18 protein-coding genes are annotated in these 26523 nt (G+C 68.8%); 12 read left to right on the forward strand and 6 right to left on the reverse strand.

The window, feature by feature from the left end; genetic code table 11:
- Positions 1 to 2: 2 nt before the first annotated feature.
- The 4 genes from V1460_RS11525 to V1460_RS11540 form a co-directional block, all read right to left on the reverse strand.
- Positions 3 to 602 carry a hydrolase gene (locus V1460_RS11525; RefSeq protein WP_338678002.1) on the reverse strand — a complete coding sequence of 200 codons (600 nt, stop codon included), beginning with the start codon at positions 600 to 602 and terminating at the stop codon, positions 3 to 5.
- A gap of 147 nt (positions 603 to 749) precedes the next feature.
- Positions 750 to 2642, reverse strand: coding sequence for an amidohydrolase (locus V1460_RS11530; protein WP_338678003.1), 1893 nt, complete (start codon positions 2640 to 2642; stop codon positions 750 to 752).
- A gap of 90 nt (positions 2643 to 2732) precedes the next feature.
- Positions 2733 to 3461: a GPR1/FUN34/YaaH family transporter gene (locus tag V1460_RS11535; RefSeq protein ID WP_338673650.1), complete on the reverse strand. Its 729-nt coding sequence runs from the start codon at positions 3459 to 3461 to the stop codon at positions 2733 to 2735.
- Positions 3462 to 3553: 92 nt separating this feature from the next.
- The gene (locus V1460_RS11540; protein ID WP_338673651.1) at positions 3554 to 4522 is read right to left on the reverse strand and encodes an alpha/beta hydrolase; all 969 of its coding nucleotides are present in this window, start codon (positions 4520 to 4522) and stop codon (positions 3554 to 3556) included.
- 162 nt (positions 4523 to 4684) lie between these two features.
- Here V1460_RS11540 and V1460_RS11545 point away from each other — a divergent pair, with 162 nt between their 5' ends.
- Positions 4685 to 5740 carry a helix-turn-helix domain-containing protein gene (locus tag V1460_RS11545; protein WP_338673652.1) on the forward strand — a complete coding sequence of 352 codons (1056 nt, stop codon included), beginning with the start codon at positions 4685 to 4687 and terminating at the stop codon, positions 5738 to 5740.
- Positions 5741 to 5902: 162 nt separating this feature from the next.
- Here V1460_RS11545 and V1460_RS11550 read toward each other — a convergent pair whose 3' ends face one another.
- The gene (locus tag V1460_RS11550; RefSeq protein WP_338673653.1) at positions 5903 to 9781 is read right to left on the reverse strand and encodes a GH92 family glycosyl hydrolase; all 3879 of its coding nucleotides are present in this window, start codon (positions 9779 to 9781) and stop codon (positions 5903 to 5905) included.
- A gap of 489 nt (positions 9782 to 10270) precedes the next feature.
- Between V1460_RS11550 and ngcE the strand changes: the two genes are divergently transcribed.
- The 10 genes from ngcE (at position 10271) to V1460_RS11600 (ending at position 23852) form a co-directional block, all read left to right on the forward strand.
- A complete protein-coding gene (gene ngcE, locus V1460_RS11555; protein WP_338673654.1) occupies positions 10271 to 11722 on the forward strand; it encodes an N-acetylglucosamine/diacetylchitobiose ABC transporter substrate-binding protein in 1452 nt (483 codons plus the stop codon).
- 103 nt (positions 11723 to 11825) lie between these two features.
- Positions 11826 to 12749, forward strand: coding sequence for a sugar ABC transporter permease (locus V1460_RS11560; RefSeq protein ID WP_338673655.1), 924 nt, complete (start codon positions 11826 to 11828; stop codon positions 12747 to 12749).
- Between the two features lies 1 nt (position 12750).
- Complete coding sequence (locus V1460_RS11565; protein WP_407077436.1) at positions 12751 to 13710, forward strand: carbohydrate ABC transporter permease; 960 nt, start codon at positions 12751 to 12753, stop codon at positions 13708 to 13710.
- Between the two features lie 152 nt (positions 13711 to 13862).
- Complete coding sequence (locus V1460_RS11570) at positions 13863 to 15071, forward strand: ROK family transcriptional regulator (RefSeq protein ID WP_338673657.1); 1209 nt, start codon at positions 13863 to 13865, stop codon at positions 15069 to 15071.
- A 119-nt stretch (positions 15072 to 15190) separates the two neighbouring features.
- On the forward strand, positions 15191 to 16303 hold the full coding sequence (locus tag V1460_RS11575) for a substrate-binding domain-containing protein (protein ID WP_338673658.1): 1113 nt from the start codon (positions 15191 to 15193) through the stop codon (positions 16301 to 16303).
- 277 nt (positions 16304 to 16580) lie between these two features.
- Entirely contained in the window at positions 16581 to 17369 is a 789-nt protein-coding gene (locus tag V1460_RS11580) for an ATP-binding cassette domain-containing protein (RefSeq protein WP_338673659.1), read from the forward strand.
- Complete coding sequence (locus tag V1460_RS11585) at positions 17366 to 18661, forward strand: ABC transporter permease subunit (protein ID WP_338673660.1); 1296 nt, start codon at positions 17366 to 17368, stop codon at positions 18659 to 18661. The genes V1460_RS11580 and V1460_RS11585 overlap by 4 nt, the downstream gene beginning before the upstream one ends.
- A gap of 241 nt (positions 18662 to 18902) precedes the next feature.
- The gene (gene dxs, locus V1460_RS11590) at positions 18903 to 20825 is read left to right on the forward strand and encodes a 1-deoxy-D-xylulose-5-phosphate synthase (protein WP_338673661.1); all 1923 of its coding nucleotides are present in this window, start codon (positions 18903 to 18905) and stop codon (positions 20823 to 20825) included.
- 167 nt (positions 20826 to 20992) lie between these two features.
- On the forward strand, positions 20993 to 22504 hold the full coding sequence (locus V1460_RS11595) for an amino acid permease (RefSeq protein WP_338673662.1): 1512 nt from the start codon (positions 20993 to 20995) through the stop codon (positions 22502 to 22504).
- Positions 22505 to 22688: 184 nt separating this feature from the next.
- The gene (locus V1460_RS11600) at positions 22689 to 23852 is read left to right on the forward strand and encodes a hypothetical protein (RefSeq protein ID WP_338673663.1); all 1164 of its coding nucleotides are present in this window, start codon (positions 22689 to 22691) and stop codon (positions 23850 to 23852) included.
- Positions 23853 to 24232: 380 nt separating this feature from the next.
- Here V1460_RS11600 and V1460_RS11605 read toward each other — a convergent pair whose 3' ends face one another.
- The gene (locus V1460_RS11605) at positions 24233 to 24979 is read right to left on the reverse strand and encodes a hypothetical protein (RefSeq protein ID WP_338673664.1); all 747 of its coding nucleotides are present in this window, start codon (positions 24977 to 24979) and stop codon (positions 24233 to 24235) included.
- 275 nt (positions 24980 to 25254) lie between these two features.
- Here V1460_RS11605 and V1460_RS11610 point away from each other — a divergent pair, with 275 nt between their 5' ends.
- Positions 25255 to 26463 carry a CapA family protein gene (locus V1460_RS11610; RefSeq protein WP_407077610.1) on the forward strand — a complete coding sequence of 403 codons (1209 nt, stop codon included), beginning with the start codon at positions 25255 to 25257 and terminating at the stop codon, positions 26461 to 26463.
- Positions 26464 to 26523 lie beyond the last annotated feature (60 nt).

Genomic DNA, 26523 nt, shown 5'->3' on the forward strand with positions numbered 1-26523 from the left:
GGTCAGCCGGCGGCGTGCGGGTCGATCATGGTGTGGGCGTAGACGATGCCCAGACCGTAGGCGCCGCCGTGCTCCTTGACCACGTCGGTGGTGGCGGCGTAGGTCTCGGTACGGGCCCAGTCGCGCTGGAGCTCCAGGAGCACCTGAAGCCAGGTGACGGGGACAGCTCCGGCGGCGGTCATCCGCTGGATGGCGTGTTCGTGGGCGGCCGGGGTGACGCCGGCGGAGGCGTCGGCGACGACGTACACCTCGTAGCCCTGGCTGAGTGCGGACAGGGCGGGCAGGACCAGGCAGACCTCGGTCCACAGGCCGCTGAGCACGATCTTGTGGCGGCCGGTCGCCTTGACGGCTTCCACCAGGGCCTCGTCCTCCCAGGCGTTCATGGAGGTCCGGTCGACTATGTCGTGCTTGGGGAAGACCTCGCGCAGCTGCGGCAGGATCGGCCCGGAGAAGGAGGCGGCGGCCACGGTGGACAGGACGACGGGGACGTCGAACGCCCTGGCGGCCTTGGCCAGGCCGACGGTGGCGTTGATGACGGTGACGCGGTCGGCGCTGGCGGCGCCGAAGAACATCTGCGGCTGGTGGTCGACGAACAGCATCATGGCGTTGTCGGGGGTGAGCAGGTCACGGCTGGGTGCGGCGGTGACGGCGTCGAGGTCGAAGTTGAAGTCCGACACGAGTGGTTCCTTTCACGGGGTGAACGGTGGGTGAGGCGGTGCGAGAAGGGGCGGGTTCGCCGCCGGGGTGAGTCAGGGACCGAAGCAGGGGTCGAGGGTGGCGGGCGGCTGCTGGGGTGCGGCAAGGCCGCGCGTGGCTCGCCACTGTCGGTGCTGCTCGCCTTCCGCGACGGCTTCGGCCAGAAGGTCGGCCTGGCGGGCTCCCGCCGACGGGGGCGAGGCGGCCTGGTAGCCGCCGAAGCGGGCGACCGGGCTCCAGGAGGGGCTGAGCGGCGGGAGGGCTTCGTCGAGACCCTCGTACTCGCCGACGGCGTAGACGATCCGGCCGCCGACGACGGTCAGGACGGCCTCGATGTGCGCGATGTCCTCCGGGGGCACGGCGAAGTAGTCGTGGCTGAGGACGGCGAAGTCGGCGTACCAGCCTTCCTTGAGGACGCCCTTGACGTCGTCCTCGCCGGTGATCCGGGCGCCGCCGCGGGTGTACAGCTCAAGGGCGCGCTCGCGAGAAACTTGCCGGTCGGGCGGGTAGAGGGCCAGGTCGCCGATGGTGCGGCCGGTGACCAGCCAGTGCAGGGCGACCCAGGGGTTGTAGGAGGAGACGCGGGTCGCGTCGGTGCCGGCCGCGAGCGGGATGCCGCAGGCGAGCATCTCCTTCAGCGGCGGGGTATGGGCTGCGGCCTGCGGGCCGTAGCGGTCGGTGAAGGCTTGACCCTGGAAGGACATGCGGTTCTGGACGCTGATCGCGCCGCCGAGTGCGGCGATCCGCTCCAGGCTGCCGGGGGTGACCGTTTCGGCGTGGTCGAAGAGCCAGCGGTTGCCGCCGGGGAAGTGGCCCTCGGCGGCGAGCTTGTCGAAGACGGCGAGGTCGCGCCGGATCGTCTCGTCGTAGGTGGCGTGCAGGCGAAACCCCCAGTCGTGCTCCAGCAGCAGCCGGACGGCCTGCTCGAACTCGTCCTCGTACCCGGCCGCCAGTTGGGGGCGGGGCTCGGAGAAGTTCTCGAAGTCGGCCGCGGCCCAGGTCAGGTTCTCCCCCGCGCCGTTGAGGCGCAGCCACTCGTCGCCGTCGCCGGGCCGCACGCTCTGTACCCAGCGGGTGAGGTCGGCGAGCTCTTGCCCGGCGGTCTGTGGGAAGAGGTGGTAGCCGATCCGCACGGTCAGCTCGCGGTCGCGGGCCAGTTCAATGACGGTGGCGTAGTTGTCGGGGAAGCTCTGGAAGCCGCCGGCGGCGTCCACGGCGGAGGTGAGGCCGAAGCGGTTGAGCTCGCGCAGAAAGTGTCGGGTGGAGACCTTGCGGTCCGCCGCGTCGAGGGTCGGTGCGGCGGCGAGGGTGGAGTAGAGGATCAGCGCGCTCGGCGCCGCCAGCAGCACGCCGTTCGGGCGGCCGTCACGGTCGCGGACGATCTGGCCGCCGCGCGGGTCGGGGATGTCCCGGGTGAAGCCCGCAGCCTGGACGGCGGCCCGGTTGAGGATCGCCGACTGGTAGAGGTGCAGCACGAACACCGGGGTGTCGGGGGCGGCCTCGTTCAGTTCCGCGGGCGTGGGCATCCGCCGCTCGGCGAACTGCTCGGCCGACCAGCCGCCGACCACCCGGATCCACTGCCCCTTGGGCGTGCGTCCGGCCTGCTCGCGCAGCATCGCCAGCGCCTGTCGAAGCGAGGGGACGCCGTCCCAGCGCAGCTCCAGGACGTAGTTCAGGCCGCCCCGGATGACGTGCAGGTGCGAGTCGTTCAGGCCGGGGACCACCCGGCGGCCAAGCACGTCGATGACCCTGGTGCGGGGTCCGACGCGGGCGGCCACCTCGGCGTCGTCGCCGATCGCGGTGATGCGGCCTCCGTGGACGGCGAGTGCGGTGGCGGCGGGACGCGACGGGTCGCCGGTGTGGATTCTGGCGTTGCGCAGGACGACGTCGGCGCCCTCTGCGGCCCCGGCTATAGGGGTGACGCCGCCGACCGGCATCGTGGGCATGGAGGTCTCGCTCTCGTCAAAGTCGCGGCAGTTGGAGACACGGCAAGGGGTGGAGCGCACCGGCCGGGTGCTGCTCTCGGCCGGTGCGGCTCAGAGGGTGCGGCGGACGCCGGCGTGGCGCTCCAGGTTGCGGAGCTGGACCGTCAGGTCGCCGTGCACAGCCTGGTGGGCGGGGCCGCTGCGGCCGATCGGCAGCACTTCCTGGCCCCGCATGTCCTCCAGCATCAGAGCGAAGGCGGCGTACATCGCGACCGCGGCCAGCAGCAGGCCGAGCGCGCCGGACACGCCGGCGAGCCAGTGCACGCTGGTCAGGTTGGCGGCGGCAGCCACCGCGAAGCGCGGCACAGCAGTGCACAGCACCAGCCATAGCGCCCGCTTGGGCTTGGCGACGCTGGCCATCAGCAGGGCGAAGAGGGCGAAGCAGAGGTTCAGTACGCCCAGTACCCGGGCGCCGCCCGGCGGCTGGGTGGCCAGGACCAGCGAACTGGCCAGCCACATCCCGGAGAAGCAGGCCATCAGGGTCGCCGCCAGGACGTCCCGGGCGCCGAACGCGAGGAATCCCACCAGGAGTTGCAGGGCGAACGCAGGAAGGACGGTGAGGGCGACGGCTCGCTCGGCGCCGTCCTCGAACAGGCCGAGCTGGAGGCAGCCGACGATGGTCGAGGCGATCGCCACGGTGTAGAAGCCGAGCGGCATCGGTGAGGCGATGGGCCGCAGGGTGATGCGGGTCATGCCACGAAGGTCGGGTTCGTGGTGGCGGCCTTCGGCCGGCCGCATCGGGGCCGCGGGCCCCTCAGGAGAGGTGTCGCTGGTGGCCATGAGGTCTCCTCTGGCTTGAGCAGGCGCCGCCACAGACTGGGGTCCCAGCTCGTAGTGGCGCGCTGGTCCCCGCCCACCGGCTGCCCTGGGGGTCAGTGGGCGGCGAGGGCCTTGCGCAGGGTGGCGATGGCCAGCGTGATGGCCACCTCGGCGCCCTGGGTGCCGCGCAGCGCGTTGAGCAGGACGAAGTCGTGGATGACGCCCTGGACGCGGACGGCGGTCACCTCGACACCGGCCTGCCGCAGCTTGGCGGCGTACGCCTCGCCCTCGTCGCGCAGCACATCCGCCTCGGCGGTGATCACCAGCGCCGGCGGAAGGCCGGTGAGCTGCTCGACGGAGGCGCGCAGGGGGGAGGCGGTGATCTCTGCGCGCTGGTTCTCGTCGGTGGTGTACTGGTCCCAGAACCACTGCATGCCGTCGCGCCGCAGGAAGTAGCCTTCGGCGAACTGGTGGTAGGAGCCGGTGTCGAAGCCGGCGTCGGTGACGGGGTAGAACAGCACCTGGTGGGCGAGGGTGAGGCCGCCGCGCTCCTTGGCGAGCCGAGTCAGTACGGTGCTCATGTTGCCGCCCACCGAGTCGCCGGCCACCGCGATCCTGGTGGCGTCCAGCCCGTGCGCGGTGCCGTCGGTGACGACCCAGCGGGCCACGGTCCAGACCTGCTCGACGGCGATGGGGTAGCGGTGTTCCGGGGAGAGGTCGTACTCGGGGAAGACCACGGCGGCGCCGGTTCCGACGGCCAGTTCGCGCACCAGCCGGTCGTGGGTGTGGGCGCTGCCGAAGACCCAGCCGGCGCCGTGCACGAAGACGATCACGGGCAGATCGCCCTGCGCGCCGGCGGGCCGCACGATTCTGGTGCGGACCTCGTCGGTCGGGCCGCCTTCGACGGTCACCCACTCCTCGTCGATCGCGGGGAGCTCCACGTCGCCGGACTGCGCGTCCTCGACGGCCTTGCGGCCCTCGGCCGGTGGCAGCTGGAACAGGAACGGCGGCGAGGCGGTCGCTTCGGCGAAGGCGGCGGCCTGGGGTTCCAGAACCGGCGCGACGAATGTTTGGTCAGTCACGGATCGGACCTCTCTGCGGATCAAGGGTGCGCGCCGCCGGGGCAAGGCGGCGCACGTCCGAAGCTAAAGGCCGAGCGCGGGGACCGGTTGCCTGTGAGTGCTTGCCTGCTGCCCCTCCGCGCAGGGCTTGCGCTACCGCGCGGACACGAAAGGAACAGACCCGTGCACGGGAGAGCAACCGCCGGCCCGGTGTCACCGGGAGGATGGGCGCCGCCGCACCCGGAGACCGCGCTGGAGGGCTGGTTCGTGCTGCTGCTGGACCTGGACGACTTCACGCCACGCGACAGGGCGGACGCGTTTCACCACGCGATGACGGACAACTCCGTGCCGAACGAGATCATCCACGAGGAGTGCGAGGCGGGGATCAGCGCCCGCATCGAAGGCTGGCGAGTGGGCGGCCTGGACCTCTTCGACGTGCGAAGCTCCGGGCTTGAGGTCCGGCGCACGGCCAGACACGTCCGTCACCACCGGGACCGTCCCGTGGTATCGGTCTCGCTCCAGACCCAAGGCATCCACCGCGCCGAACAGGCCGGCACCCGGTTCGCCCTCGGGCCGCAGGACATCTGCGTCTTCCACGAACTCGCCCCACGCACCTATGGCTGGTCCGGACATGGTGCCTCACAGGCCCTCACCATCGACGCGGAGCATCTCGGCCTGCCGGTCGACACCGTGACACGGGCCTCGGTACGTCTCCGCTCCAGCCCCGTACACGACCTGCTGCTCGGGCACCTGCACTCGCTGTTCCGAAACCCCGGCCGCCTCGAAACGGACCCCGGCGCCGGCGCCCTCGCCAACGCCACCACCGATCTCGTACGGGCCCTGCTGACCTCGGCTGCACACGACGAGCGGGACTTGCGGGTTCGAGAAGCCATGGACAACTCCTTGGTGACCCGGATCATGGCGTACACACGCCGTCACCTCACCGACCCCGACCTCGGGCCGGAACGCATCGCCGCAGCCCACGCCATCTCCAAACGGCAGCTGTACGTGGTACTGGCACGCGCGGGCATCCGGCTCGAACAGCGGCTCATCGCCGAGCGGCTGGAAACGGCGTGCCGACTCCTGGCCTCGCCCCGCCACGCTGCACTTCCGGTCTCTGCCGTGGCGGCGCGGTGCGGCTTCACCAGCCCTAGCCACTTCACCCGGCGCTTCCGCTCAGCCTATGGGACCACCCCGAGCGAGTGGCGTCGCCACCGAACTTCCTTAACCAATCAATGATCGTTTCAGAGCGACTTGGGCTGCACGCCCGCTGGCTTCCGACCATGCGTGGGCGCGACCGCCACCACCGCGTGCACCGGCAACCCGGTCAGGGGCTGGGTCCTCGGACCGCGCTGCCCCCTGATCGCGACGAGGCCCTCACCCCGGATCGGCTGCAGCCGCTCACGGGACAGCCGCGGACACGCCTCGGAGCCCAGGTGCTGCTCCGCCGCGCGAGGCGATCAGTTCGATCTCCGCGAGCGACGCCCTTGCGGCAGGGAGCAGCCGGTATCTCTCGAACGTCCCCGGTCGTCCGACCGTGAACACCCGGGTCTGCCGGTCCCAGGCGAACGACTCACCCGACCGCCTGTCCACATCGGTCCACGTGGTGCCGTCATGCGAACCCTGGAGCACCCACCCCGCCGGCGCCGTGCCCTTCGCTGACGAGGTGAGGGTGTACTGGACCGCTCGGGTGCCGGCTGCGACCGGCAGTTCCACGGGTGTCGACGCGTCCAGTGCGCCCTCCGTGGCGGAGGTGTTGTCGAACAGCGGGCCGGTGCCGCTGATCGTGTCGCGCCGTGGCTCGGGCACCCTGTCGTCCTGGGTGATGGACACCGGAGCGGCCCCGCTCCCCGTACCCCAGCGCGAGGGCCGGGCGCCCATCGTGAACTCCAGTGTGCCGCCGCGCGCGAGCAGCTCGTGCGGGAGTGCGGTGGAGTGCCATGCCCGGCCGTTGACCTCGACCCCCTGGACGTAGATGTTCCGGGCGCTGTTGCGCGGGGCTGTCACCACCAGCGCCCGGCCGTTGTCCAGCCGCACGGTGGCCTTGGTGAACAGGGGAGAGCCGATGGTGTACTCCCCACTGCCCATCACCAGCGGGTAGAAGCCCAGTGCGGAGAAAAGGAACCAGGCGGACTGCTCGCCGTTGTCCTCGTCGCCGTGGTAGCCCTGCCCGATCTCGCTGCCGGTGTAGAGGCGGGACAGCACCTCGCGTACCTTCTCCTGCGTCTTCCACGGCTGGGAGGCCGCGTTGTACATGTAGGGGACATGGTGGGCCACCTGGTTGGAGTGCCCGTACATGCCCATCCGGACATCCCTGGCCTCGGTCATCTCGTGGATGACGCTTCCGTACGAGCCCGCGAACTGGGGCGAGGCGGTCTCCGGCGTCGCGAAGTAGGTGTCCAGCTTCTTGCCGAGCCCGGCCCGGCCGCCGTACAGGTTGGCCAGGCCACGGGAGTCCTGGGGCGCGGTGAACGCATAGCCGTACCCATTGGTCTCGGTGTAGTCATAGCCCCAGATCCGGGGGTCGTACCGGTTCGCCGGGACGCGCCAGTCGCCCTTCGGGTTCCGGCCCTGGAAGAAGCCTGCCTCGGAGTCGAACAGGGTCGCATAGGAGCGTGCGCGATTGAGGAAGTAGGCCGACTCCTCCTTGTAGCGTGGCTTGTGCGTCTTCTTGAAGAGGGCATCGGCCATCCGGGAGAGGCCGTAGTCGTTGAGGCAGCCCTCCAGCGTCCAGGAAAGTCCCTCGTGGGTCTCGGTCGACGCGTAACCGATGAACGGCGAGGTCTCCATGCCCTTGCGGCCCACGCCCCGGTGAGGCGGTGCCACGGTCGCGTTCTTGAGCGCCGCCTCGTAGGCCGTCTCGGCGTCGAAGCCCCGTACGCCCTTCACGTACGCGTCGGCGAAAGCCACATCGGACGAGGTGCCGGTCATCAGATCCGCGTAGCCGGGGGACGACCAGCGGGAGATCCAGCCGCCGTCCCGGTACTGCTGGACGAAGCCGTCGACCAGCTCGCCCGCCTTGCCCGGGGTGAGGAAGGAGTACGCGGGCCAGGTGGTCCTGTAGGTGTCCCAGAAGCCGTTGTTGACATAGACACGGCCGTCGACCAGTTTCGCCCCGGTGCGGGTCGGGGTGTCGGGGCCGGTCTGCGGTGAGAAGGGGCTGGCGTACACGTCCTTCCCGCCGACCCTCTCGAAGCCGGAGTTCGGGTACAGGTACAGCCGGTAGAGCGAGGAGTAGAGCGTCACCAACTGGTCGTGGGTCGCCCCTTCGACCCGGACTCGGCCGAGGATGTTGTCCCAGGCGTCCTGCGCGGCGTCCCTGACCGTGTCGAAGTCGGCTGACACCGGGATCTCCTGAGCCAGGTTCTGCTTCGCCTGGTCGACGCTGATGAGCGAGGTCGCGATCCGCAGCGTGACGGTGCGGTCAGCTCCGGCGCCGAAGCGCAGATGGCCCTTCACGCCCTGCGACGCTGAGGCGGTGACGGGTGCGTCGAAGACTCCGTAGACGAACAGCCGTGTCGCGCCCGTGGACAGGCCGCTCTTGACGTCGGAGTAGCCGGTGAAGGAGCTGGTCGCCGGGTCGAGAGTGAGTCCGGCCTGCTCGGTGACATTGTCGAACAGCACCGTGGCGTGCTCACCCGGATAGGTGAATCGCATCATCGCGGCGTGGTCCGCCGGGGCGATCTCGGCCTTGAGGCCGTTCTCGAAGGTCACCCCGTAGTAGTGCGCACGCGCGGTCTCCCGCTCATGGCGGAACGGCAGGGCCCGGGCGGTGCGTGAGGTGTCCGGTGTGCCGTCCGCCGCCGACGGCATGAGCTGGAAGGTCTGCCGGTCGCCCATCCAGGGGCTCGGCTCATGGCTGGCACTGAACGCCTGGACGGTGGGCAGGTTGTCCGCGTTGTTGGCGCGGGCGTATTCGTACAGCCAGCTCAACGAGCCCGCGTTGGTGACCGGGGTCCAGAAGTTGAAGCCATGCGGTACCGCGGTCGCCGGGAAGGTGTTGCCGCGCGAGAACGAGCCGCTGGAGTTGGTGCCGCGCACCGTGGAGACGTAGTCCGAGAGGCGCGCCGGCCGTTTCACGGGTGCCGCTGCGGCCAGCCTGATGTCGTCGATCCAGCCCTGGAACTTCGCGGGGCCGGCGGGGGAGTCGTACGCCACCAGGATCCGGTCCACCGTCTTGCCGGCGGCGACGGCACCGATCCGCGCGGTGACCTGGTTCCACTGGTTGACGTACAGCCGCCTGGCCGCGCCTTGGCCCTGCGGCGTCAGCAGCCCGCCGTGCGAGTCCACCGCGCGGAGGTCGCTGAGATAGCTGCCGTCGGTGAAGGCCAGGTCCACGGCCACTTGGGTGGCGGGATACGTGAGGTCGGTCTCCGCCATGGAGGGAAAGACCCGGTACGACAGCTCCGTGTCCCGCCGCACGGCCGTGTCGACGTCGAAGACCTTGTTGTACGAGTACGCGCGGCCGTCCGTCTTGTGGGTGCCCGCGTACCTCAGTGCGCGCTTGCCGGTGAAACCCGCGTGCGCCTTCGCGGTGGGGGAACCCCCGGGCCCCCGGTCGACCAGACTGCGCATGTCCTCGGGGACCGGGGTGCCGGTGTCGCCGTCGGAGAACTGCACATCGGCCAACTGGGTGGCGTCGGATGCGCCGTTGTTCGCGGTGATCTCCAGCCGGTAGTGGGCGTACGCGGTCGTGGCGGCGGCGTCGATGTCGTACGTCCTGGTCTGGAAGCGCTGGTCGAAGGCCTCGCCCGTGCGGGTGTCGAGGATCTTCCAATCCCTGCCGTCGGACGAGCCCTTGAGCGACCAGTCCCTGGGGTCGCGGGCGGCGAAGTCGTTGGCCGAGGTCAGCGCGTATCTCACGACCTTGACCGGGGTGTCCGTGTCGAATTCGATCCAGGCGCTGGACTGGAATCCCAGCCATTTGGTGGCGGGCTGGAGATCGACCAGATTCTCCTTGACCTCACCGGCTCCGCCGTTTTCGCCGCTGGCACGCAGTCCGATGACCTTGTCCGTCACATTGCCCGGAATTCCGGAGGCGTAGCCGCCGTCGACGCCGGACGACCGCTTGCTTCCGCCGGGCCCTGTCTCCACGGTGCTGCGCCAGTCGGGCTGGGCTTCGTCCGCTTCGAAGGATGTGCTGAACTCCGTTGTTGCAGAAGTGGGTTGGGAGGGGAGCGCGCCGGCTGCCGGCTGCCCTGTCACCACCAGAAGCGCGGTGGCCGCCACCAGGGCGGCCGCGCGGAATCGTCTGTGCCGAGAGCTGGATCTGGGCCGCATGCCGACGCTTTCCTCCTCGCGGGAGCGAATTTGGACAACGTTGTCAGTCTGAGTGCGCAGGCTCCAGTAGGGAGGTAAGTGCCTCACGGTGTCAAGGGTGTTGACGGTGTGGCAGGTTCGAAATCGGCCGTTTCGATGAGATTCTTGATCGTGAATGATCGAGGGGTGGAAGCGGCGAAGAGAGGCAGAGAGGAAGGGCTCGGGTGGTGCTCCCGTATCCGTGAGATCTCAGATCGGGAAAGTCTGGCGGTCAAACCTGTTTTCGATCTTGCTCGGTCGACCGCAAGTGGACTATACCTGTCGGCGTCCGCCTCCCGAACGAACGCACCGCGGTGGCGAGCCGGGCGTCCTTCCCGCTCCCGCCGCCCCCTGAACCCCCTGCACGACCCAGCTTCGGCAAAAGACCGCGGTGGCGGGGCCCTTCGCCTCAGACGATGAGACGGGCGACCGGTACACCGCCTGAGTCCTGGAGAAGGCGAGGACTTGAGCATGGGATCCACCTCCGGCCACCCGAACGGCGGTATCGACCGCCGTGGACTGATCAAACGCAGCGCGGCGATCGGCCTGGTCACCCTTCCGGCGATGAGCCTCCTGTCCGCTTGCGCGAGCGGGACCGGCGGCGCCGGCGGCTCCAAGGTCGAGAAGGGAAAGGTCACCAGGGCCAACCCACTCGGTGTCAACGAGACCGCCCCCCTGGAAGTCGTCATCTTCGACGGCGGCTTCGGCCAGCAGTACGCCATCGACGCCCAGAAGAAGTACAACGCGGCCTTCCCGAAGGCGCCCCGGGTCACCCACAAGGCAACCCAGAAGATCCAGTCCGAGCTCCAGCCCCGCTTCAACGGCGGGACCCCGCCCGACCTCATCGACAACTCGGGCGCCGAGCAGATGGACATGGGCGTGCTCGTCGGCAAGCAGCAGCTCGCCGACCTCACCCCGCTGCTCGACGCGCCCTCGTTCGACAACCCGGGCAGGAAGGTGCGCGACACCCTCCGCCCCGGAATCGTCGAGATGGGCCAGTTCGACGGGGCACCCGTCTGGATCCTCTACTACGCCTACACCGTCTACGGCGTCTGGTACTCGGCGAGCGCACTCGACCGCTTCGACTCGCAGTACCCGCAGACCTGGGACGAGATGCTCGCCCTCTGCGAGAAGGCGAAGAAGCAGGGCATCGCCGGCTGGACGTACGCCGGCAAGCACCCGTACTACCTCCCCTTCTCGCTCTACCCGTTCATCGCGAAGATCGGTGGTCGCGAGGTTCTGGACTCCATCGACAACCTGGAACCGAACGCCTGGAAGCACCCCGCCGTCAAGTCCGCGTTCGAGGCGTACTACGAGCTCTACAAGAAGGGCTACATCCTCAAGGGCACTCCCGGCCTCGACCACATCCAGTCCCAGACCGCCTGGACCAAGGGCAAGGCGCTGTTCATCCCCAACGGCTCCTGGGTGGAGAACGAGGCCGCCGGCACCATGCCCGCGGACTTCGACCTCGCGGTCGCCGCGCCGTCCGGTCTCGACGCGTCGGACGCGATGCCGTTCGGCACCATCTGGGCCTCCGGAGGCGAGCCCTTCATCGTCCCGGCGAACGCCAAGAACGTCGAGGGTGGCATGGAGCAACTGCGCATCATGCTCGGCGAGGCGTCATCGAAGAACTTCACCCGGCAGGTCAAGTCGCTGACCGCGTTCGACGGCGGCACCGACGGCATCGCGCTGACACCGGGTCTGAGGTCGGGTGTCGCCGCCCTCGCCACGGCCGGGGAGAACGTTGTCAACCCACGCCTCCAGGACTGGTACGTCAAGCTCCAGAAGGAGCAGATCGGTGTGGCTGGCCTGGGCGAGATGATGGCCGGACGCCTCACCCCGGCCGAAGCGATCAGCAAGATCCAGGGCTTCGCGGACAAAGCGGCCCAGGACTCGTCCGTCAAGAAGTACAAGCACCAGTGAGCGGCCGTTGCTCCCGGAGACGCGATGTGGGGGCGGCTCCGGGAGCACACGGCGCACTCGGCACCAGCGGCGGCACACTCCCGCAGGATCGGGGTCGGTAACCATGCAGCACGGCAAGAACCGCTTCATCGTGGGGTTCCTGGCGGCCCCCCTGGCGCTCTACGCGCTCTTCGTCATCTGGCCGTTCGTCCAGTCGATCTTCTACTCCTTCACCGACTGGACCGGCTTGAGCCCGGACTTCGCCATGGTCGGCTTCGACAACTACACCCGGATGTGGGACGACGACATCTTCTGGAAGTCGCTCCAGCACAGTCTGGTGTTCGCGTTGCTGCTCCCGGTGGCCACGATCGGCCTCGCGCTGTTCTTCGCCTTCATGATCAATGTCGGCGGACGGCACCGGAGGGGAGGCGCGGTCTCCGGGGTGCGCGGCTCTTCCTTCTACAAGATCGCGTATTTCTTCCCCCAGGTGCTGTCGATCGCGATCGTCGCCCTGCTCTTCCAGTTCGCGTACAACCCCGAAAGCGGGGCGATCAACTCCGCGCTCAAGGCGATCGGTCTGGGCGGCATCCAGCCCCTGTGGCTGGGCGACCCGGAACTCGCCCTGTGGTGTGTGATGGCGGTCCTCGTCTGGTCCACGGTCGGCTTCTTCGTCGTCCTCTTCTCTGCGGCGATGGCGTCCATCCCGAAGGACTTCTACGAGGCCGCGCTGCTGGACGGCGCGACCCGGTTCACCACCTTCTTCCGGATCACGCTGCCGCTGCTGTGGGACACCATCCAGTCCGGCTGGGTCTACATGGGCATCCTCGCGCTCGGCGCGGAGTCCTTCGCGGTGGTGCAGATCATGACCACGGGGCCGGGCGGCCCCGACTACTCGACCACGGTGATGGTGCTGTACGTGTACCAGTCCGCGTTCCGTGATGGCGCGGCGGCCTACGCGACCACGATCGGCGTCGCCCTGCTGGTCGTCACGCTGGCGTTCGCCGCCGCCGTGATGAAGCTGGGCCGACGAGAGCGTCTGGAGTACTGACGTGAAGATGACGGAGACCTCGCAAACCTCAGTGGCTCCTCCCGCCGGTGCTGCTGGGTCCACCCTGCCGCAGGTGGCGAAGACCGGCCGGCCGGCTGCGCCCGGCACGCCCTCGCGGCCGAGGCCGCGCCGAGGCGACGGCAGGGTCCTCAACGTCTTCTCGCACGGGATGCTGATCCTCTGGGCCCTGATGGTCGTCCTGCCGCTGCTGTGGGCTGTGATGACCTCCTTCAAGGACGACAACGCGATCTTCAGCTCGCCCTGGTCACTGCCCGACCGGCTCCATTTCGAGAACTGGTCCCGCGCCTGGAGCCAGGCGCATATGAGCGACTACTTCCTGAACACGGTCCTGGTGGTCGCCGGCTCCCTCGTGGGCACGCTGCTGCTCGGCTCGATGGCGGCGTACGTCCTCGCCCGGTTCGACTTCCCGGGCAACCGCTTCATCTACTTCCTCTTCATCGGCGGTATGAGCTTCCCGATCATGCTGGCGCTGGTCCCGCTGTTCTACGTCATGAACAACATCCAGCTCCTGAACACGATCCACGGTCTGATCCTCGTCTACATCGCGTACTCGCTGCCGTTCACCGTGTTCTTCCTGACCGCCTTCTTCCGTACGCTGCCGACTTCGGTTGCGGAGGCTGCCCTGATCGACGGAGCCTCGCACGCACGTACGTTCTTCCAGGTCATGCTGCCGATGGCCAAGCCCGGGCTGATCAGCGTGGGCATCTTCAACTTCCTGGGCCAGTGGAACCAGTACATGCTGCCGACGGTGCTGAACACCGATCAGGACCAGAAGGTGCTGTCCCAGGGGCTGGTGCAGCTGGCGGTGAGCCAGGGGTACAAGGGCGACTGGTCGGGCCTGTTCGCGGGACTGGTGATGGCGATGCTGCCGGTGCTGGCGGCGTATGTGGTCTTCCAGCGGCAGGTGGTGGCGGGGCTGACCGCGGGGGCCCTGAAGTAGGGCTCCGGCCGGTCCGTGGACGGTGGCGCAGCGTCCCGTCACAGCGGGTGCCCGAGGAGTTCCCGCATGCGCTCAGGTCTTGACGGGGGGCAGCCCCAAAGGCTCCCCTTAGAGTTCACATGTTGGAGTAATGAGCGGGAGTGTGTGAGTCGATGGAGACTCCGGGGTCGCAGACGTCTCTGCATCGGGCGAATCTCGAGCGCGTCGTACGTGCCGTGCGCATGGCCGGTTCGCTCACTCAGGCCGAGATCGCGAGGTCGACCGGCCTGTCCGCCGCCACGGTCTCCAACATCGTTCGCGAACTGAAGGAGGGCGGCACGGTCGAGGTGACCCCCACCTCGGCGGGCGGCAGGCGGGCCAGGAGCGTGTCGCTGAGCGGGGACGCCGGGATCGTGGTCGGGGTGGACTTCGGCCACACCCATCTGCGGGTCGCCGTGGGAAACCTCGCCCATCAGGTGCTGGCCGAGGAGTCCGAGCCGCTCGATGTCGACGCCTCGTCCGAGGAGGGCTTCGGGCGGGCGCAAGCACTGGTCAGACGCCTGATCGCGGACACCGGGATCAGCGCGGACAAGGTGATCGGGGTCGGACTCGGTGTGCCGGGTCCGATCGATGTCGAGTCCGGGACGCTGGGGTCGACTTCGATCCTGCCGGGGTGGACCGGGATAAACCCCAGCGCCGAGCTCTCACGCCGCCTCGGGGTGCCGGTGTACGTCGACAACGACGCCAACCTCGGCGCGCTCGGCGAGCTGGTCTGGGGGAGCGGCCGGGGAGTGAAGGACCTCGCCTACATCAAGGTGGCGAGCGGTGTGGGTGCCGGACTGGTCATCAACGGCCAGATCTACCGGGGCCCAGGCGGTACGGCGGGAGAGATCGGGCACATCACCCTGGACGAGTCGGGGCCCGTCTGCCGTTGCGGCAACCGGGGCTGCCTGGAGACCTTCGCGTCCGCCCGGTATGTACTGCCGCTGCTCCAGCCCGGCCACGGTCCCGATCTGACCATGGAGCGGGTCGTGCAGCTCGCGCGCGAGGGCGATCCGGGCTGCCGCAGGGTGATCGCCGACGTCGGGCGGCACATCGGCAGCGGGGTGGCGAACCTGTGCAACCTGCTCAATCCGACCAGGGTCGTACTCGGCGGCAGTCTCGCCGAAGCGGGAGAGCTGGTGCTCGCGCCGATCAGGGAGTCCGTCTCCCGTTATGCGATTCCCAGCGCGGCCCGCCAGCTCTCGCTGCTGCCCGGGGCGTTGGGGAGCCGGGCCGAGGTGCTGGGAGCGCTGGCCCTCGTGCTCAGTGAAATGGGTGATTCTACGCTTATGGATGGTTCTGGCAGTGCGCTCTCCGTGGGTGCGCCTGCCTTCACTTAGATAACGAATGGCACCGTTGTCATCTCGTTAAGGATTTACTCCTTGACGGCGGAGAGGCGCCCGAGTTGACTTCCAGCCACCTCGGCCGCGCGACGCGGCCTCGTCAGGGAGGTTTCTGAATGAACACGCAGATGCGTCGTGCCGCCGTGGCCATCGCCGCCACCGCCATGGCCGTGTCCCTCGCCGCCTGTGGCAGCGCCAAGGAGTCCGGGGAGAACGCCAACAGCGCGGGCGAGAAGAAGGGTGACGACCTCAAGATCGGTCTGCTCCTCCCGGAGAACCAGACCGCTCGCTACGAGAAGTTCGACAAGCCGCTGATCGAAGAGGAGATCAGCAAGCTCACGAACGGCAAGGCCGAGGTCGTCTACGCCAACGCCAAGCAGGACGCGACGCTCCAGACCCAGCAGGTCGAGACGATGATCACCAACAAGGTGGACGCGCTGATCATCGACGCGGTCGACTCCAAGGCGATCGCCGGCAGCGTCAAGAAGGCGAAGGAGGCCGGTATCCCGGTCGTCGCCTTCGACCGTCTCGCCGAGGGTCCGATTGACGCGTACACCTCCTTCGACAACGAAGAGGTCGGCCACGTCCAGGGCAAGGCGCTCCTCGCGGCGCTGGGCGACAAGGCCAAGGACGGCCAGATCGTCATGATGAACGGTGCCATCACCGACCCGAACGCCGCCCTCTTCAAGAAGGGCGCCAAGGCCGAGTTCGAGGGCAAGGTCAACATCGGCAAGGAGTACGACACCAAGGAGTGGAAGCCGGAGAACGCCAACTCCAACATGGAGGCAGCGATCTCTGCTCTCGGCAAGGACAAGATCATCGGCGTCTACTCCGCCAACGACGGCATGGCGGGCGGCATCATCACCGCACTCAAGGCCGGCGGCTTCACCAAGCTCCCGCCGGTCACCGGCCAGGACGCCGAGCTTGCCGGTGTCCAGCGGATCGTCGCGGGCGAGCAGTACATGAGCGTCTACAAGCCGTACGCCCCCGAGGCCGCCGCCGCCGCCAAGATGGCCGTGCGGCTCGCCAAGGGCGAGGAGCTCACGGACGTGGAGACCGCCCGGGTCGACAGCCCCACGAACACCGGAATCCCCGCCGTGCTCGTCCCGGTCGTCTCGCTGACCAAGGACAACATCAAGGACACCGTGCTCAAGGACGGCATCTACACCATCGACGAGATCTGCACCGCGAAGTACAAGGCCGCCTGCGAAGCGGCCGGCCTGAAGTAGGCCCCCGGAGTCCCGGCCGGCGTCCGGACCATCGGAGTCCAGACGCGGAGCCCAGGCCAGGGACCCAGGGACCGCCGGAAGCCTGCCCGGTGCCCCGCCCCAGTCCAGTCCCGCTATAGGGGCGGGGCACCGAGCAGAAACGCTTCTGCTCGATGCTTCCGCATGCTTCCGGCCTGCTTGCTTCCGGTTGTTTCTGAATACTTGATTCTGCTCGACCCACCGCACCACCTGGCCTTCCGGGAGGCGCGGCTGCCCCGCCGGTCAGGCGGCGAAGGAGATGGTTCACGTGTTGGCTACGCCCGTGCTGGCGTTGCGCGGGGTCTCCAAGCGGTTCGGTGCCGTCCAGGCGCTCACCGACGTAGAGCTTGAGGTCCATGCCGGCGAGGTGGTCGCCCTCGTAGGCGACAACGGCGCCGGTAAATCCACGCTGGTCAAGACGATCGCAGGAGTGCACCCGATCGATGAGGGCGTCATCGAGTGGGAGGGCAGGCCGGTCGCGATCCACAAGCCGCACGACGCCCAGAACCTGGGTATCGCGACCGTCTACCAGGACCTCGCGCTGTGCGACAACATCGACGTCGTCGGCAACCTCTACCTCGGCCGTGAGCTGCGCAAGCGCGGTGTGCTGGACGAGGTCGAGATGGAGCGCCGCTCCCGTGAGCTGCTGAGCACGCTGTCGATCCGCATCCCCAGCGTCCGTATCCCGATCGCCTCCCTCTCCGGCGGTCAGCGGCAGACCGTGGCCATCGCCCGCTCGATGCTCGGTGAGCCCAAGCTCGTCATCCTCGACGAGCCCACCGCCGCGCTCGGCGTCGAGCAGACCGCACAGGTGCTCGACCTCGTGGAGCGGCTGCGGGAGCGCGGCCACGCCGTCATCCTCATCAGCCACAACATGGCCGATGTGAAGGCCGTCGCCGACAAGGTGGCCGTGCTCCGACTCGGCCGGAACAACGGCGTCTTCGACGTCAAGTCCACCTCGCAGGAAGAGATCATCTCCGCCATCACCGGCGCCACGGACAACGCCGTGACCCGTCGTGCGGCGCGCACCTCGGAGGCGCAGAAGTGAGCACCCACAAGACCTCCGGCCGACACGGCGGCGGACACCAGGTAGTGAACCCGGACGCCGCCCATGACGCGGTCACCGCGGTCGACCCTCGGCTGCTGGTACGCGAGCAGGGCCTCGCGGGCTACTTCTCCGAGTTCAAGCGCAAGCTGCACGCCGGTGACCTCGGCTCCATCCCGGTCGTGATCGGCCTGGTCATCATCGCCATCGTCTTCCAGAGCCTGAACTCCGAGTTCCTTTCCGCGAAGAACATCTCGGACATCGCCGTGACCATGGTGGGCACCGGCACGATGGCCGTGGGCATCATCTTCGTGCTGCTGCTCGGAGAGATCGACCTGTCGGTCGGCTCGGTCAGCGGTGTCTCCGGGGCGATCGTCGCGGTCATGGCCGTGAGCCACGGGATGAACGAATGGCTCTCGGTCCTCGTGGCCCTCGCCGCCGGTGCCGCGATCGGCGCGCTCCACGGCTTCTTCTTCGCGAAGATCGGCGCCCCGGCGTTCGCCGTCACCCTCGCCGGTCTGCTGTTCTGGCTGGGCTTCATGCTCCAGCTCCTCGGTGACCATGGCACCATCAACCTGGACAGCGAAGGCGCCGTCGGTCAACTGACCACGTACTTCTTCTCCGACGTGGCCGCCGCCTACGGACTGGCCACCGCCGCGGTCGCGGTGTTCTTCGTGACGTCGTTCCTGGACAACCGCCGCCGTGCGGCCGTCGGGGTCCCGTCCCGTCCGGTGTCCGACATCGTGCTGCGCACGGTGCTGCTGGCCGTCATCGCCTTCGGCGCAGCGTTCATGTTCAACCAGTACAAGGGCCTGCCGCTGGCCTTCGTCCTGTTCCTCGCCATCCTGGTGATCACGGACTTCGTGCTCCGCCGCACCGCCTACGGCCGCAGGATCTTCGCGCTCGGCGGCAGCGTCGAGGCCGCCCGCCGCGCCGGCATCAACGTCGCCGCGGTCCGGATCTCGGTCTTCGCGCTCTCCGGGTTCTTCGCGGCGGTCGGCGGTCTGTTCTGGGCCTCCAAGATCGCGGCCGCCAACCAGAGCGCCGGTACAGGCGACCTGCTGATGAACGTCATCGCGGCGGCCGTCATCGGCGGCACCAGCCTCTTCGGCGGACGCGGCCGGACGTGGAACGCCCTGCTCGGCGCCCTGGTGATCGTCGCGATCCAATACGGTCTCGCGCTCGAAGGCATCAGGACCCCGGTGGTCTACATGATCACCGGTGGGGTGCTGCTCGCCACCGTCGTGATCGACTCGGTCACACGCAAGACGCAGAAGACCGCGGGCCGCGCGTAACGCCGCTCACACAGTGCCCGGCACCGGAACCGGTGCCGGGCACTTCCGCGTGTTCATCCGAGGACGCGGGTAGCGATACGCGGACAGCGGCGACCCCGTCCGTCACCGGGTTGAGCCGTTCGTGGGCAGGCCCACCGAATGGAGGGACGCGCAACACACCGCCCGATGACTGCCGCCGGGAGCGGAACACTAGACTCGGCGGATCGGCATGCTCGACCAGCTCACACGCAAGGAGGAACGGGTGGCATTGCTTACCCGTATCAAGGGACCTCGGGATCTGGACCGGCTCAGCCCGGAGCAGCTCGACCAGCTGGCCGCAGAGATCCGGACTTTTCTCGTGGACGCCGTGTCCAAGACCGGCGGTCACCTCGGCCCCAACCTCGGTGTGGTCGAACTGACCATCGCCCTGCACAGGGTCTTCGAGTCGCCCAGAGACAGGGTTCTGTGGGACACCGGCCACCAGAGCTATGTGCACAAGCTGCTGACCGGCCGCCAGGACTTCTCGAAGCTGAAGATGAAGGGCGGCCTCTCCGGCTACCCGGCGCGCTCCGAGTCGGAGCACGACCTCATCGAGAACTCCCACGCCTCGACGGTGCTCGGCTGGGCCGACGGCCTAGCCAAGGCCAACGAGGTCCTGAAGAAGGACGACCATGTCGTCGCCGTCATCGGCGACGGCGCCCTCACCGGCGGTATGGCCTGGGAGGCGCTCAACAACATCGCGGACGCCAAGGATCGCCCGCTCGTCATCGTGGTCAACGACAACGAGCGCTCCTATGCCCCGACCATCGGCGGCCTGGCGAACCACCTGGCGACGCTGCGGACCACCGACGGCTACGAGCGCTTCCTGGCCCGGGGCAAGGAGATCCTGGAGCGCACCCCCGTTCTCGGCAAGCCGCTCTACGAGACCCTGCACGGTGCCAAGAAGGGTCTCAAGGACTTCATCGCCCCGCAGGGCATGTTCGAGGACCTGGGCCTGAAGTACGTCGGCCCGATCGACGGCCATGACATCACCGCGCTGGAGTCCGCGCTCACCCGGGCGAAGCGGTTCGGCGGCCCGGTCATCGTGCACTGCCTCACCGAGAAGGGCCGCGGCTACCAGCCGGCCCTCCAGGACGAGGCGGACCGGTTCCACGCCGTCGGCAAGATCCACCCCGACACCGGACTGCCGATCGCCAGTTCAGGCCTGGACTGGACCTCCGTCTTCGGCGAGGAGATGGTCGCGCTCGGCAAGGAGCGCGAGGACATCGTGGCGATCACCGCGGCGATGCTCCAGCCCGTCGGCCTGGACAAGTTCGCCAAGGCGTTCCCCGAGCGGGTGTACGACGTCGGAATCGCCGAGCAGCACGGCGCGGTGTCCGCCGCCGGTCTCGCCACCGGTGGCCTGCACCCGGTCTTCGCGGTATACGCGACCTTCCTGAACCGCGCCTTCGACCAGGTGCTGATGGACGTGGCGCTGCACAAGTGCGGGGTGACCTTCGTACTGGACCGCGCGGGCGTCACCGGCACCGACGGCGCCTCGCACAACGGTATGTGGGACATGTCGATCCTCCAGGTCGTCCCCGGCCTGCGGATCGCCGCCCCTCGCGACGCCGATCAGGTGCGCGCCCAGCTCCGCGAGGCCGTCCAGGTCGAGGACGCGCCGACGGTGGTGCGCTTCTCCAAGGGCGCGGTCGGCCCCGCGGTCCAGGCCGTGGGCCGGATCGGCGGCATGGACGTGCTGCGCAGGCCGGGCGCCGAGCGTCCGGATGTGCTGCTGGTGTCGGTCGGCGCGCTCGCGCCGATGTGCCTGGAGATCGCGGACCTGCTCGACAAGCAGGGCATCTCCACGACCGTCGTGGACCCGCGCTGGGTCAAGCCGGTCGACGAGGCGCTCGCCCCGCTCGCCGACGAGCACCGGGTCGTGGTCACCGTCGAGGACAACATCAGGGTCGGTGGTGTCGGGGCGGCGGTGTCCCAGGCGTTGCGTGACGCGGGTGTCGACCTGCCGCTGCGCGACTTCGGCATCCCGCCGCGCTTCCTCGACCACGCCTCCCGCAAGGAGGTCATGGCCGAGATCGGTCTGACGGCGCCCGACATCGCCCGCCAGGTCACCGGCCTCGTCGCCAAGCTCGACGGCCGTCTCGAGGACGAACCGGCCGAGGCGAGGCAGGCCGCCCGGGACTGACGCCGGCGCTGAGGCCGCGCACCGCACTCGGCAGGACATTGGGCCGGTCGGACCACCCGTAAGGGGGTTCGACCGGCCCTTTCGTGTGAAACGGCGTATGAGGGCGGGCGGGGTCTCGTCCCCCCTCTCGATCATGGGCATACAGCCATGGGCACGGAGGTACGCCGGTGAGTACGGATCAGAAGTCGCCAGATCCCGGATTGTTCCGGACGAAATCGGTCGAGCAATCGATCCGGGACACCGAGGAGCCCGAGCACGCGCTCAAGAAGTCCCTCTCTGCCTGGGACCTGACCGTCTTCGGTGTCGGCGTCATCATCGGCACTGGCATCTTCGTGCTCACCGGCAAGGTGGCCAAGGAGAACGCGGGCCCGGCCACCGCGCTCGCCTTCATCGCCGCCGGAATCGTCTGTGCGCTGGCCGCCCTCTGCTACGCCGAGTTCGCCTCCACCGTCCCGGTGGCCGGTTCGGCCTACACGTTCGCGTACGCCTCGCTCGGCGAGTTGGTGGCCTGGATCATCGGCTGGGACCTCGTCCTGGAGTTCGCGCTGGGGACTGCGGTGGTGGCGGTCGGCTGGTCCGGCTATGTGCGCTCGCTGATCGACCACGCGGGCTGGCATCTGCCACGCGTATTCGAAGGGCCGGACGCACCCGGCGGCACCTTCGACGTCCTCGCCTTCCTGCTGGTCCTCGTGCTGACGGTGATCCTCGTCGTCGGGATGAAGCTGTCCGCCCGGATCACCGCCGTCGTCGTGGCCATCAAGGTGACCGTGGTCCTGATCGTGATCATCGCCGGCCTCTTCTTCGTCGTGGGCAGCAACTACGAGCCGTTCATCCCCCCGTCGGAGGCCCCGCCCGGCGGCATCTCCGGCTGGGACGCACCGCTGGTCCAGCTGCTGTTCGGCTACGAACCGACCAACTTCGGCGTCATGGGCATCTTCACCGCCGCGTCCGTCGTGTTCTTCGCCTTCATCGGATTCGACGTGGTGGCCACCGCGGCCGAGGAGACCAAGCGCCCGCAGCGGGACATGCCGCGCGGCATCCTCGGCTCGCTCCTCATCTGCACCGTGCTGTACGTGGCGGTCTCGATCGTGGTCACCGGTATGCAGCACTACAGCGAGTTGTCGGTGAGCGCGCCGCTGGCCGATGCCTTCAAGGCCGTAGGGCACCCCTTCTACGCCGGAATCATCAGCTTCGGCGCCGCCGTCGGCCTCACCACGGTGTGTCTGATCCTGTTGCTCGGCCAGACCCGGGTGTTCTTCGCCATGAGCCGCGACGGGCTGCTGCCCCGCTTCTTCTCGGTCACCCACCCGAAGTACCGCACCCCGTACCGCCCGACCATCCTCCTCGGTGTGGTCATCGCGGTCGTCGCCGGCTTCACCAGCATCAACGAACTCGCGACGCTGGTGAACATCGGCACGCTCTTCGCCTTCGTCCTCGTGGCCATCGGCGTGATCGTGCTCCGCCGTACCCGCCCCGACCTGCACCGCTCGTTCCGCACCCCGTGGGTGCCGTTGCTGCCGATCGTCTCGGTCGCGGCCACGGTGTGGCTGATGCTCAACCTTCCGGGTGAGACCTGGTTCCGGTTTGCCGTGTGGATGCTGATCGGAGTGGCGGTCTACCTCCTCTACGGCCGCAGCCACAGCCGCCTGGGCAAGGAAGGCAGGGACGCCAAGTACTGAACGGGTCGTCCTGACCGGTCACCGAGGCCGCCCTCACGAAGCCCGCTCGACCAGACCCTCACGAAGCCCGTGTTTCGCGTCGGCCACCGGACCGGTCATCGTCGCGAAACACGGGCTTCGCCAGGTGTTATCGTCACGTGAATCACGCGCTTGAACAGGCGCTTGGGAAAGGTGGCAACGGGCGATGGCACGGCGGTCTGTGCGGAGATCCAAGCGAAGCACGGGCGAAGCCCAGGGGCCCGGGAACCAGTCCCGCCGCACGGTGCACACGGCACTGTCGCTACCGGTCGACCCGTCGCTGCCGCCGACCACCGGCTGGCTTCTGCGCGGCAAGGACGGCCGGCTCACCGCGTACACCCCGGTCGCAGACGGCGTCCTGCGCTGGACCGAGGCACAGGCCGGTGCGGACGACTGGATCGGTCCCGAGCTCTTCCCCGCACCGGGGCTGCTGCCCTATCTGGCGATCGCCCAGGACGCCGACGGATACGTCCAGCTCGTCGGGCTGCGGCACAGGCCCCTGCCCGGCGGCGAGATGGCCACGGACGTCGTGCAGGCCATCCAGTACCAGTCCGGTCGGCCCATGCGCGAGTGGTACGCGCTTGCCACCCCGTACCTGCACCGGCCCGAGCTGGCGGCGTCCATAGGTCTTCCCGCGGCGACCGTGGACGCGTCGGGCCTGCTGCATGTCTTCGTGCGCAACGCGGGCGGCGGTGTCTGCGGACGTGCCCAGGCGGCGAACGGCAAGTGGAACGCGTGGGCGGACCTCAAGGGCCGCGGCATGCTGGGCGTGCCATCGGCCTCGCTCACCGACCACGGGCACATGGAGGTCCTCGCGCCGACCGCCGACGCGGTCATGCGGTGGACGCAGGAGACCCCTGGCGTGAAGTTCGAGCGCGCCGACGACATCGACGCCACCGCCGCCGAGAACTCGATGAGCTCCGAGCGCACCGGCCGGGAGAGGCTGAGTCACGCCTGGCGTGACTCAGCCACGGGGGCGGTGCACGTGTGGCGTGAGGGGATGGCCCCGGTCTCCCTGGGCGGCGCGGGCGGTACGGGGCCGGTCGCCATGCTGCGCACCCCGGTGGACGGTGTCGACTGCACGATCCTGGTCCAGCGGGGCAAGGACGGGCGTCCGGCTCTGGCCGCGTATCCGACGGAGGACGAGGCGGCGGGCGCGGTGTGGACCAGCACGGGCGAGCCGTGCGTCGGTGTCCCCGCCCTCGCGATCGACGGCAACGGCCGGGTGGTGCTGGCCGCACTCGGCGCGGACGGCTCTTTGCATGTGACGCGGCAGAAGGCGGAGTCCGGGCTGGCGATGGAACAGTGGAGGGTCGCCCGGGGAGCGTGACGCACTCCGGCTCCCGTCGCATCAGTGTCGGCGCGTCGCCGGTGGGAGAGCGACGGAGCCTCTCGGGGGACTGCGGCACGCCGTTGGGGTGGCGCCCGGAGGACCCGCACCCGACCATGTCGTGTCGATCGGAGGCAGCGTCCTCATGCATCCGTCCCTCGACCGTCCCAGCCCCGCGCGCCACGAAGTGGAGCTCGCCGCGAAACCGGCTTCGACCCGGGTGGAGCCGGTTTCGGGCGCCGTTCCTCACCTCCGCGGCCACCGCTCCCCAGCCCTGAGGTCGCCGGTCTCCCTCCCCGAGCAGGGCACAGCGTGCCGTCCCGGGCGGCGCTTCCGCCCGCCCGTGCCCTTCGGGTCTCGGGACGGCTCGGGGCTCGGCTCTACTGAGAGCGCGGCGGCAGTGCGGCGACGGCCCAGGTCCCGGTCACGGCCCGCAGGGCCTCGGCCGCGCGGGCGGCACGCGACGGGGACGTCCGTACGGAATTGCTGAACTCGACGTGGAGGAACGGAGCGTCCTCCCGCTCCGCCTTGCGGCCCTGGACGTTGCTGCGTCCTTCCAGCGGGCAGTCACGGGTCCAGGCCCTGCACACCGCGAAGCCGCGGTCGCGCAGCGCGTCGGCGAGCACACGACCCTCGGCGCGCGCCAGATCGCCGCTGCCGGTGGATGCGATCGCATCGTGCTCGGGCGCGGAGTCGTTGGCGAAACCGTGCAGCTGGACGGCAGGCATCCCGCGCTCGGCGAGTTCGTCGCAGATGGCGTCGAAGACGCTGTCGGTGCGGTGCGCCACGTCGGCGGCGTCCCCCTTCCCTGCCGCGCGGTGTGCTCCCGCGATCACCAGCACTCCGCCGGGGGCCCCTCTCAGTACGTTCACCCCCAGCAGTTCGGTGCGCCGGTCGGCCAGCGGGTGCGGCACCTGAACCGACCAGCGCAGGGGGGCGGAGAGATCGACATAGACCCGGCCCCAGCCCCGGGGCGACCGTGCGTCCTCGCTGCGGTCGGCGATCTCCGCGTACTGCCGGCCGGCCGAGCCGTCCGTGATCGTGCGGATGGTGAAGTCCACGTCGGACAGCCGCTGCTCGGCCCGCGAACGCTGTCCGTCGACGAGCAGGGCCACGCCCTCGGCCACGGCCTCGCGTTCTTTGCTGCTGGGCCGCCGGTACCCGCTGTCCTCACGGAACCGGGATGTGAAATCGGCTACTCGCCGCTCGAGATCCGCAGCTCGGCCGCCAAGACGGTTGGTGCCGCCACTCCCCGGCCCTGTACTCTCCGTTGAGTCAAGGCCATTGGTCCAACCCGTCAGTAGCAGAGTCAGTGCGACGGCGACCGCAATGAGCAGAGTTGCCGCAATTGTTACCGTCTTGGTTCGGTTGATCGTCATAGCTGTATAAAGATATCCAGGTGATGAAACGCTTCTCGCACCGGTCGCTGACGGCCTCCGCCGCCACCCTTGTCCTCTTGTCCGGTACCGCCGCCTGCGGACCGTTCGGCTCGGACGACGCCAAGGCGGCTCCGGACAGTGGCAGCCCCACCTTCACGGTCGCCGCCGCCGGTGACATCCTCATCCACCCGCAGCTCATCGAGCAGGGCCAAAAGGACGCGAAGGAGACCGGCAAGGGCGTCAGCGGGATCGACTTCGACCCGCTGATGGCCGGGATCAAGCCCGTCATCAGCAAGGCGGACCTCGGGATCTGCCACCTTGAGCCCGTGCTCGGCAAGCCCGAGGGGCCGTTCGAGGGCTTCCCGACCTTCCTGGTTCCGCCGCAGATCACCACGACGATCAAGAACGTGGGCTACGACACCTGCTCCACCGCTTCGAACCATGTGCTCGACCACGGTTACAACGGGGTCGTGCAGACCCTGAACGCGCTGGACGCGGCGGGCCTGAAGCACACCGGGTCGTACCGGACCGAGGCGGAGGCGGCCAAGACGATGATCGTCGACGTCAAGGGCGTCAAGGTCGCCCAGCTCTCGTTCGCTCTCGGATTCAACGACTTCGAGGTCCCCAAGGACAAGCCCTGGCTCGCGAACGAGATCGAGTTCAAGGCGATCGCAGCCGCCGAGAAGAGAGCGCGTGACGCCGGTGCCGAGGTCGTCATCCTCAGCCTCCACTGGGGGCGTGAGCACTGGCCGAACCCGAGCCGATCGCAGCTCCAGCTCGGTCGCAGGATCGCCAAGGAGACCGGTGTCGACCTGCTCATCGGCCATCACGCCCACGTGGTGCAGCCGATGGAGAAGGTCGACGGAACCTGGATCGCCTACGGCCTCGGCAATCAGGTCGCCCGGCACGACGTGCCCAGCGGGCTGACCGAGGAGGGTGTCATCGGCTGGTTCGAGTTCGCCAAGCGTGGCGGCAAGTGGGACGTGCAGGCGAAGTATGTGCCGACGTTCGTGGACATTCCACCGGATCCGGATGAGTCGGGCAAGCTGCCCGAAGGCGCGGTGAAGGACTACCGCCTCATCGACATCGCCGCCACCCTGCGTGATCGCAAGGGCCTCGGTGACGAGCAGATCGCCCGCTACCGCCTGGCGTTCGAGCGCACGGAGGGGACGATGCTGAACCGGGGGGCGGTGAAGGACGGCCTCGTACCCCTGGAGGCTCTTCCGGACTGACCTTGCCATGGCCCGCTCGTGTTCTTGATCACATCGAATTCGTACAACCGATTGATCGTG

The organism is Streptomyces sp. SCSIO 30461 (assembly GCF_037023745.1).
In the GTDB taxonomy this organism is placed as follows: domain Bacteria; phylum Actinomycetota; class Actinomycetes; order Streptomycetales; family Streptomycetaceae; genus Streptomyces.

Excerpts from the sequence above, each read along its gene's own strand:
- V1460_RS11525 (WP_338678002.1), bottom strand. The coding sequence starts at position 602 with ATGATGCTGTTCGTCGACCACCAGCCGCAGATGTTCTTCGGCGCCGCC.
- V1460_RS11530 (WP_338678003.1), bottom strand. The coding sequence starts at position 2,642 with ATGCCCACGATGCCGGTCGGCGGCGTCACCCCTATAGCCGGGGCCGCA.
- V1460_RS11535 (WP_338673650.1), bottom strand. The coding sequence starts at position 3,461 with ATGGCCACCAGCGACACCTCTCCTGAGGGGCCCGCGGCCCCGATGCGG.
- V1460_RS11550 (WP_338673653.1), bottom strand. The coding sequence starts at position 9,781 with ATGCGGCCCAGATCCAGCTCTCGGCACAGACGATTCCGCGCGGCCGCC.
- ngcE (WP_338673654.1), top strand. The coding sequence starts at position 10,271 with ATGGGATCCACCTCCGGCCACCCGAACGGCGGTATCGACCGCCGTGGA.
- V1460_RS11560 (WP_338673655.1), top strand. The coding sequence starts at position 11,826 with ATGCAGCACGGCAAGAACCGCTTCATCGTGGGGTTCCTGGCGGCCCCC.
- V1460_RS11570 (WP_338673657.1), top strand. The coding sequence starts at position 13,863 with ATGGAGACTCCGGGGTCGCAGACGTCTCTGCATCGGGCGAATCTCGAG.
- V1460_RS11575 (WP_338673658.1), top strand. The coding sequence starts at position 15,191 with ATGAACACGCAGATGCGTCGTGCCGCCGTGGCCATCGCCGCCACCGCC.
- V1460_RS11580 (WP_338673659.1), top strand. The coding sequence starts at position 16,581 with ATGGTTCACGTGTTGGCTACGCCCGTGCTGGCGTTGCGCGGGGTCTCC.
- V1460_RS11600 (WP_338673663.1), top strand. The coding sequence starts at position 22,689 with ATGGCACGGCGGTCTGTGCGGAGATCCAAGCGAAGCACGGGCGAAGCC.
- V1460_RS11610 (WP_407077610.1), top strand. The coding sequence starts at position 25,255 with ATGAAACGCTTCTCGCACCGGTCGCTGACGGCCTCCGCCGCCACCCTT.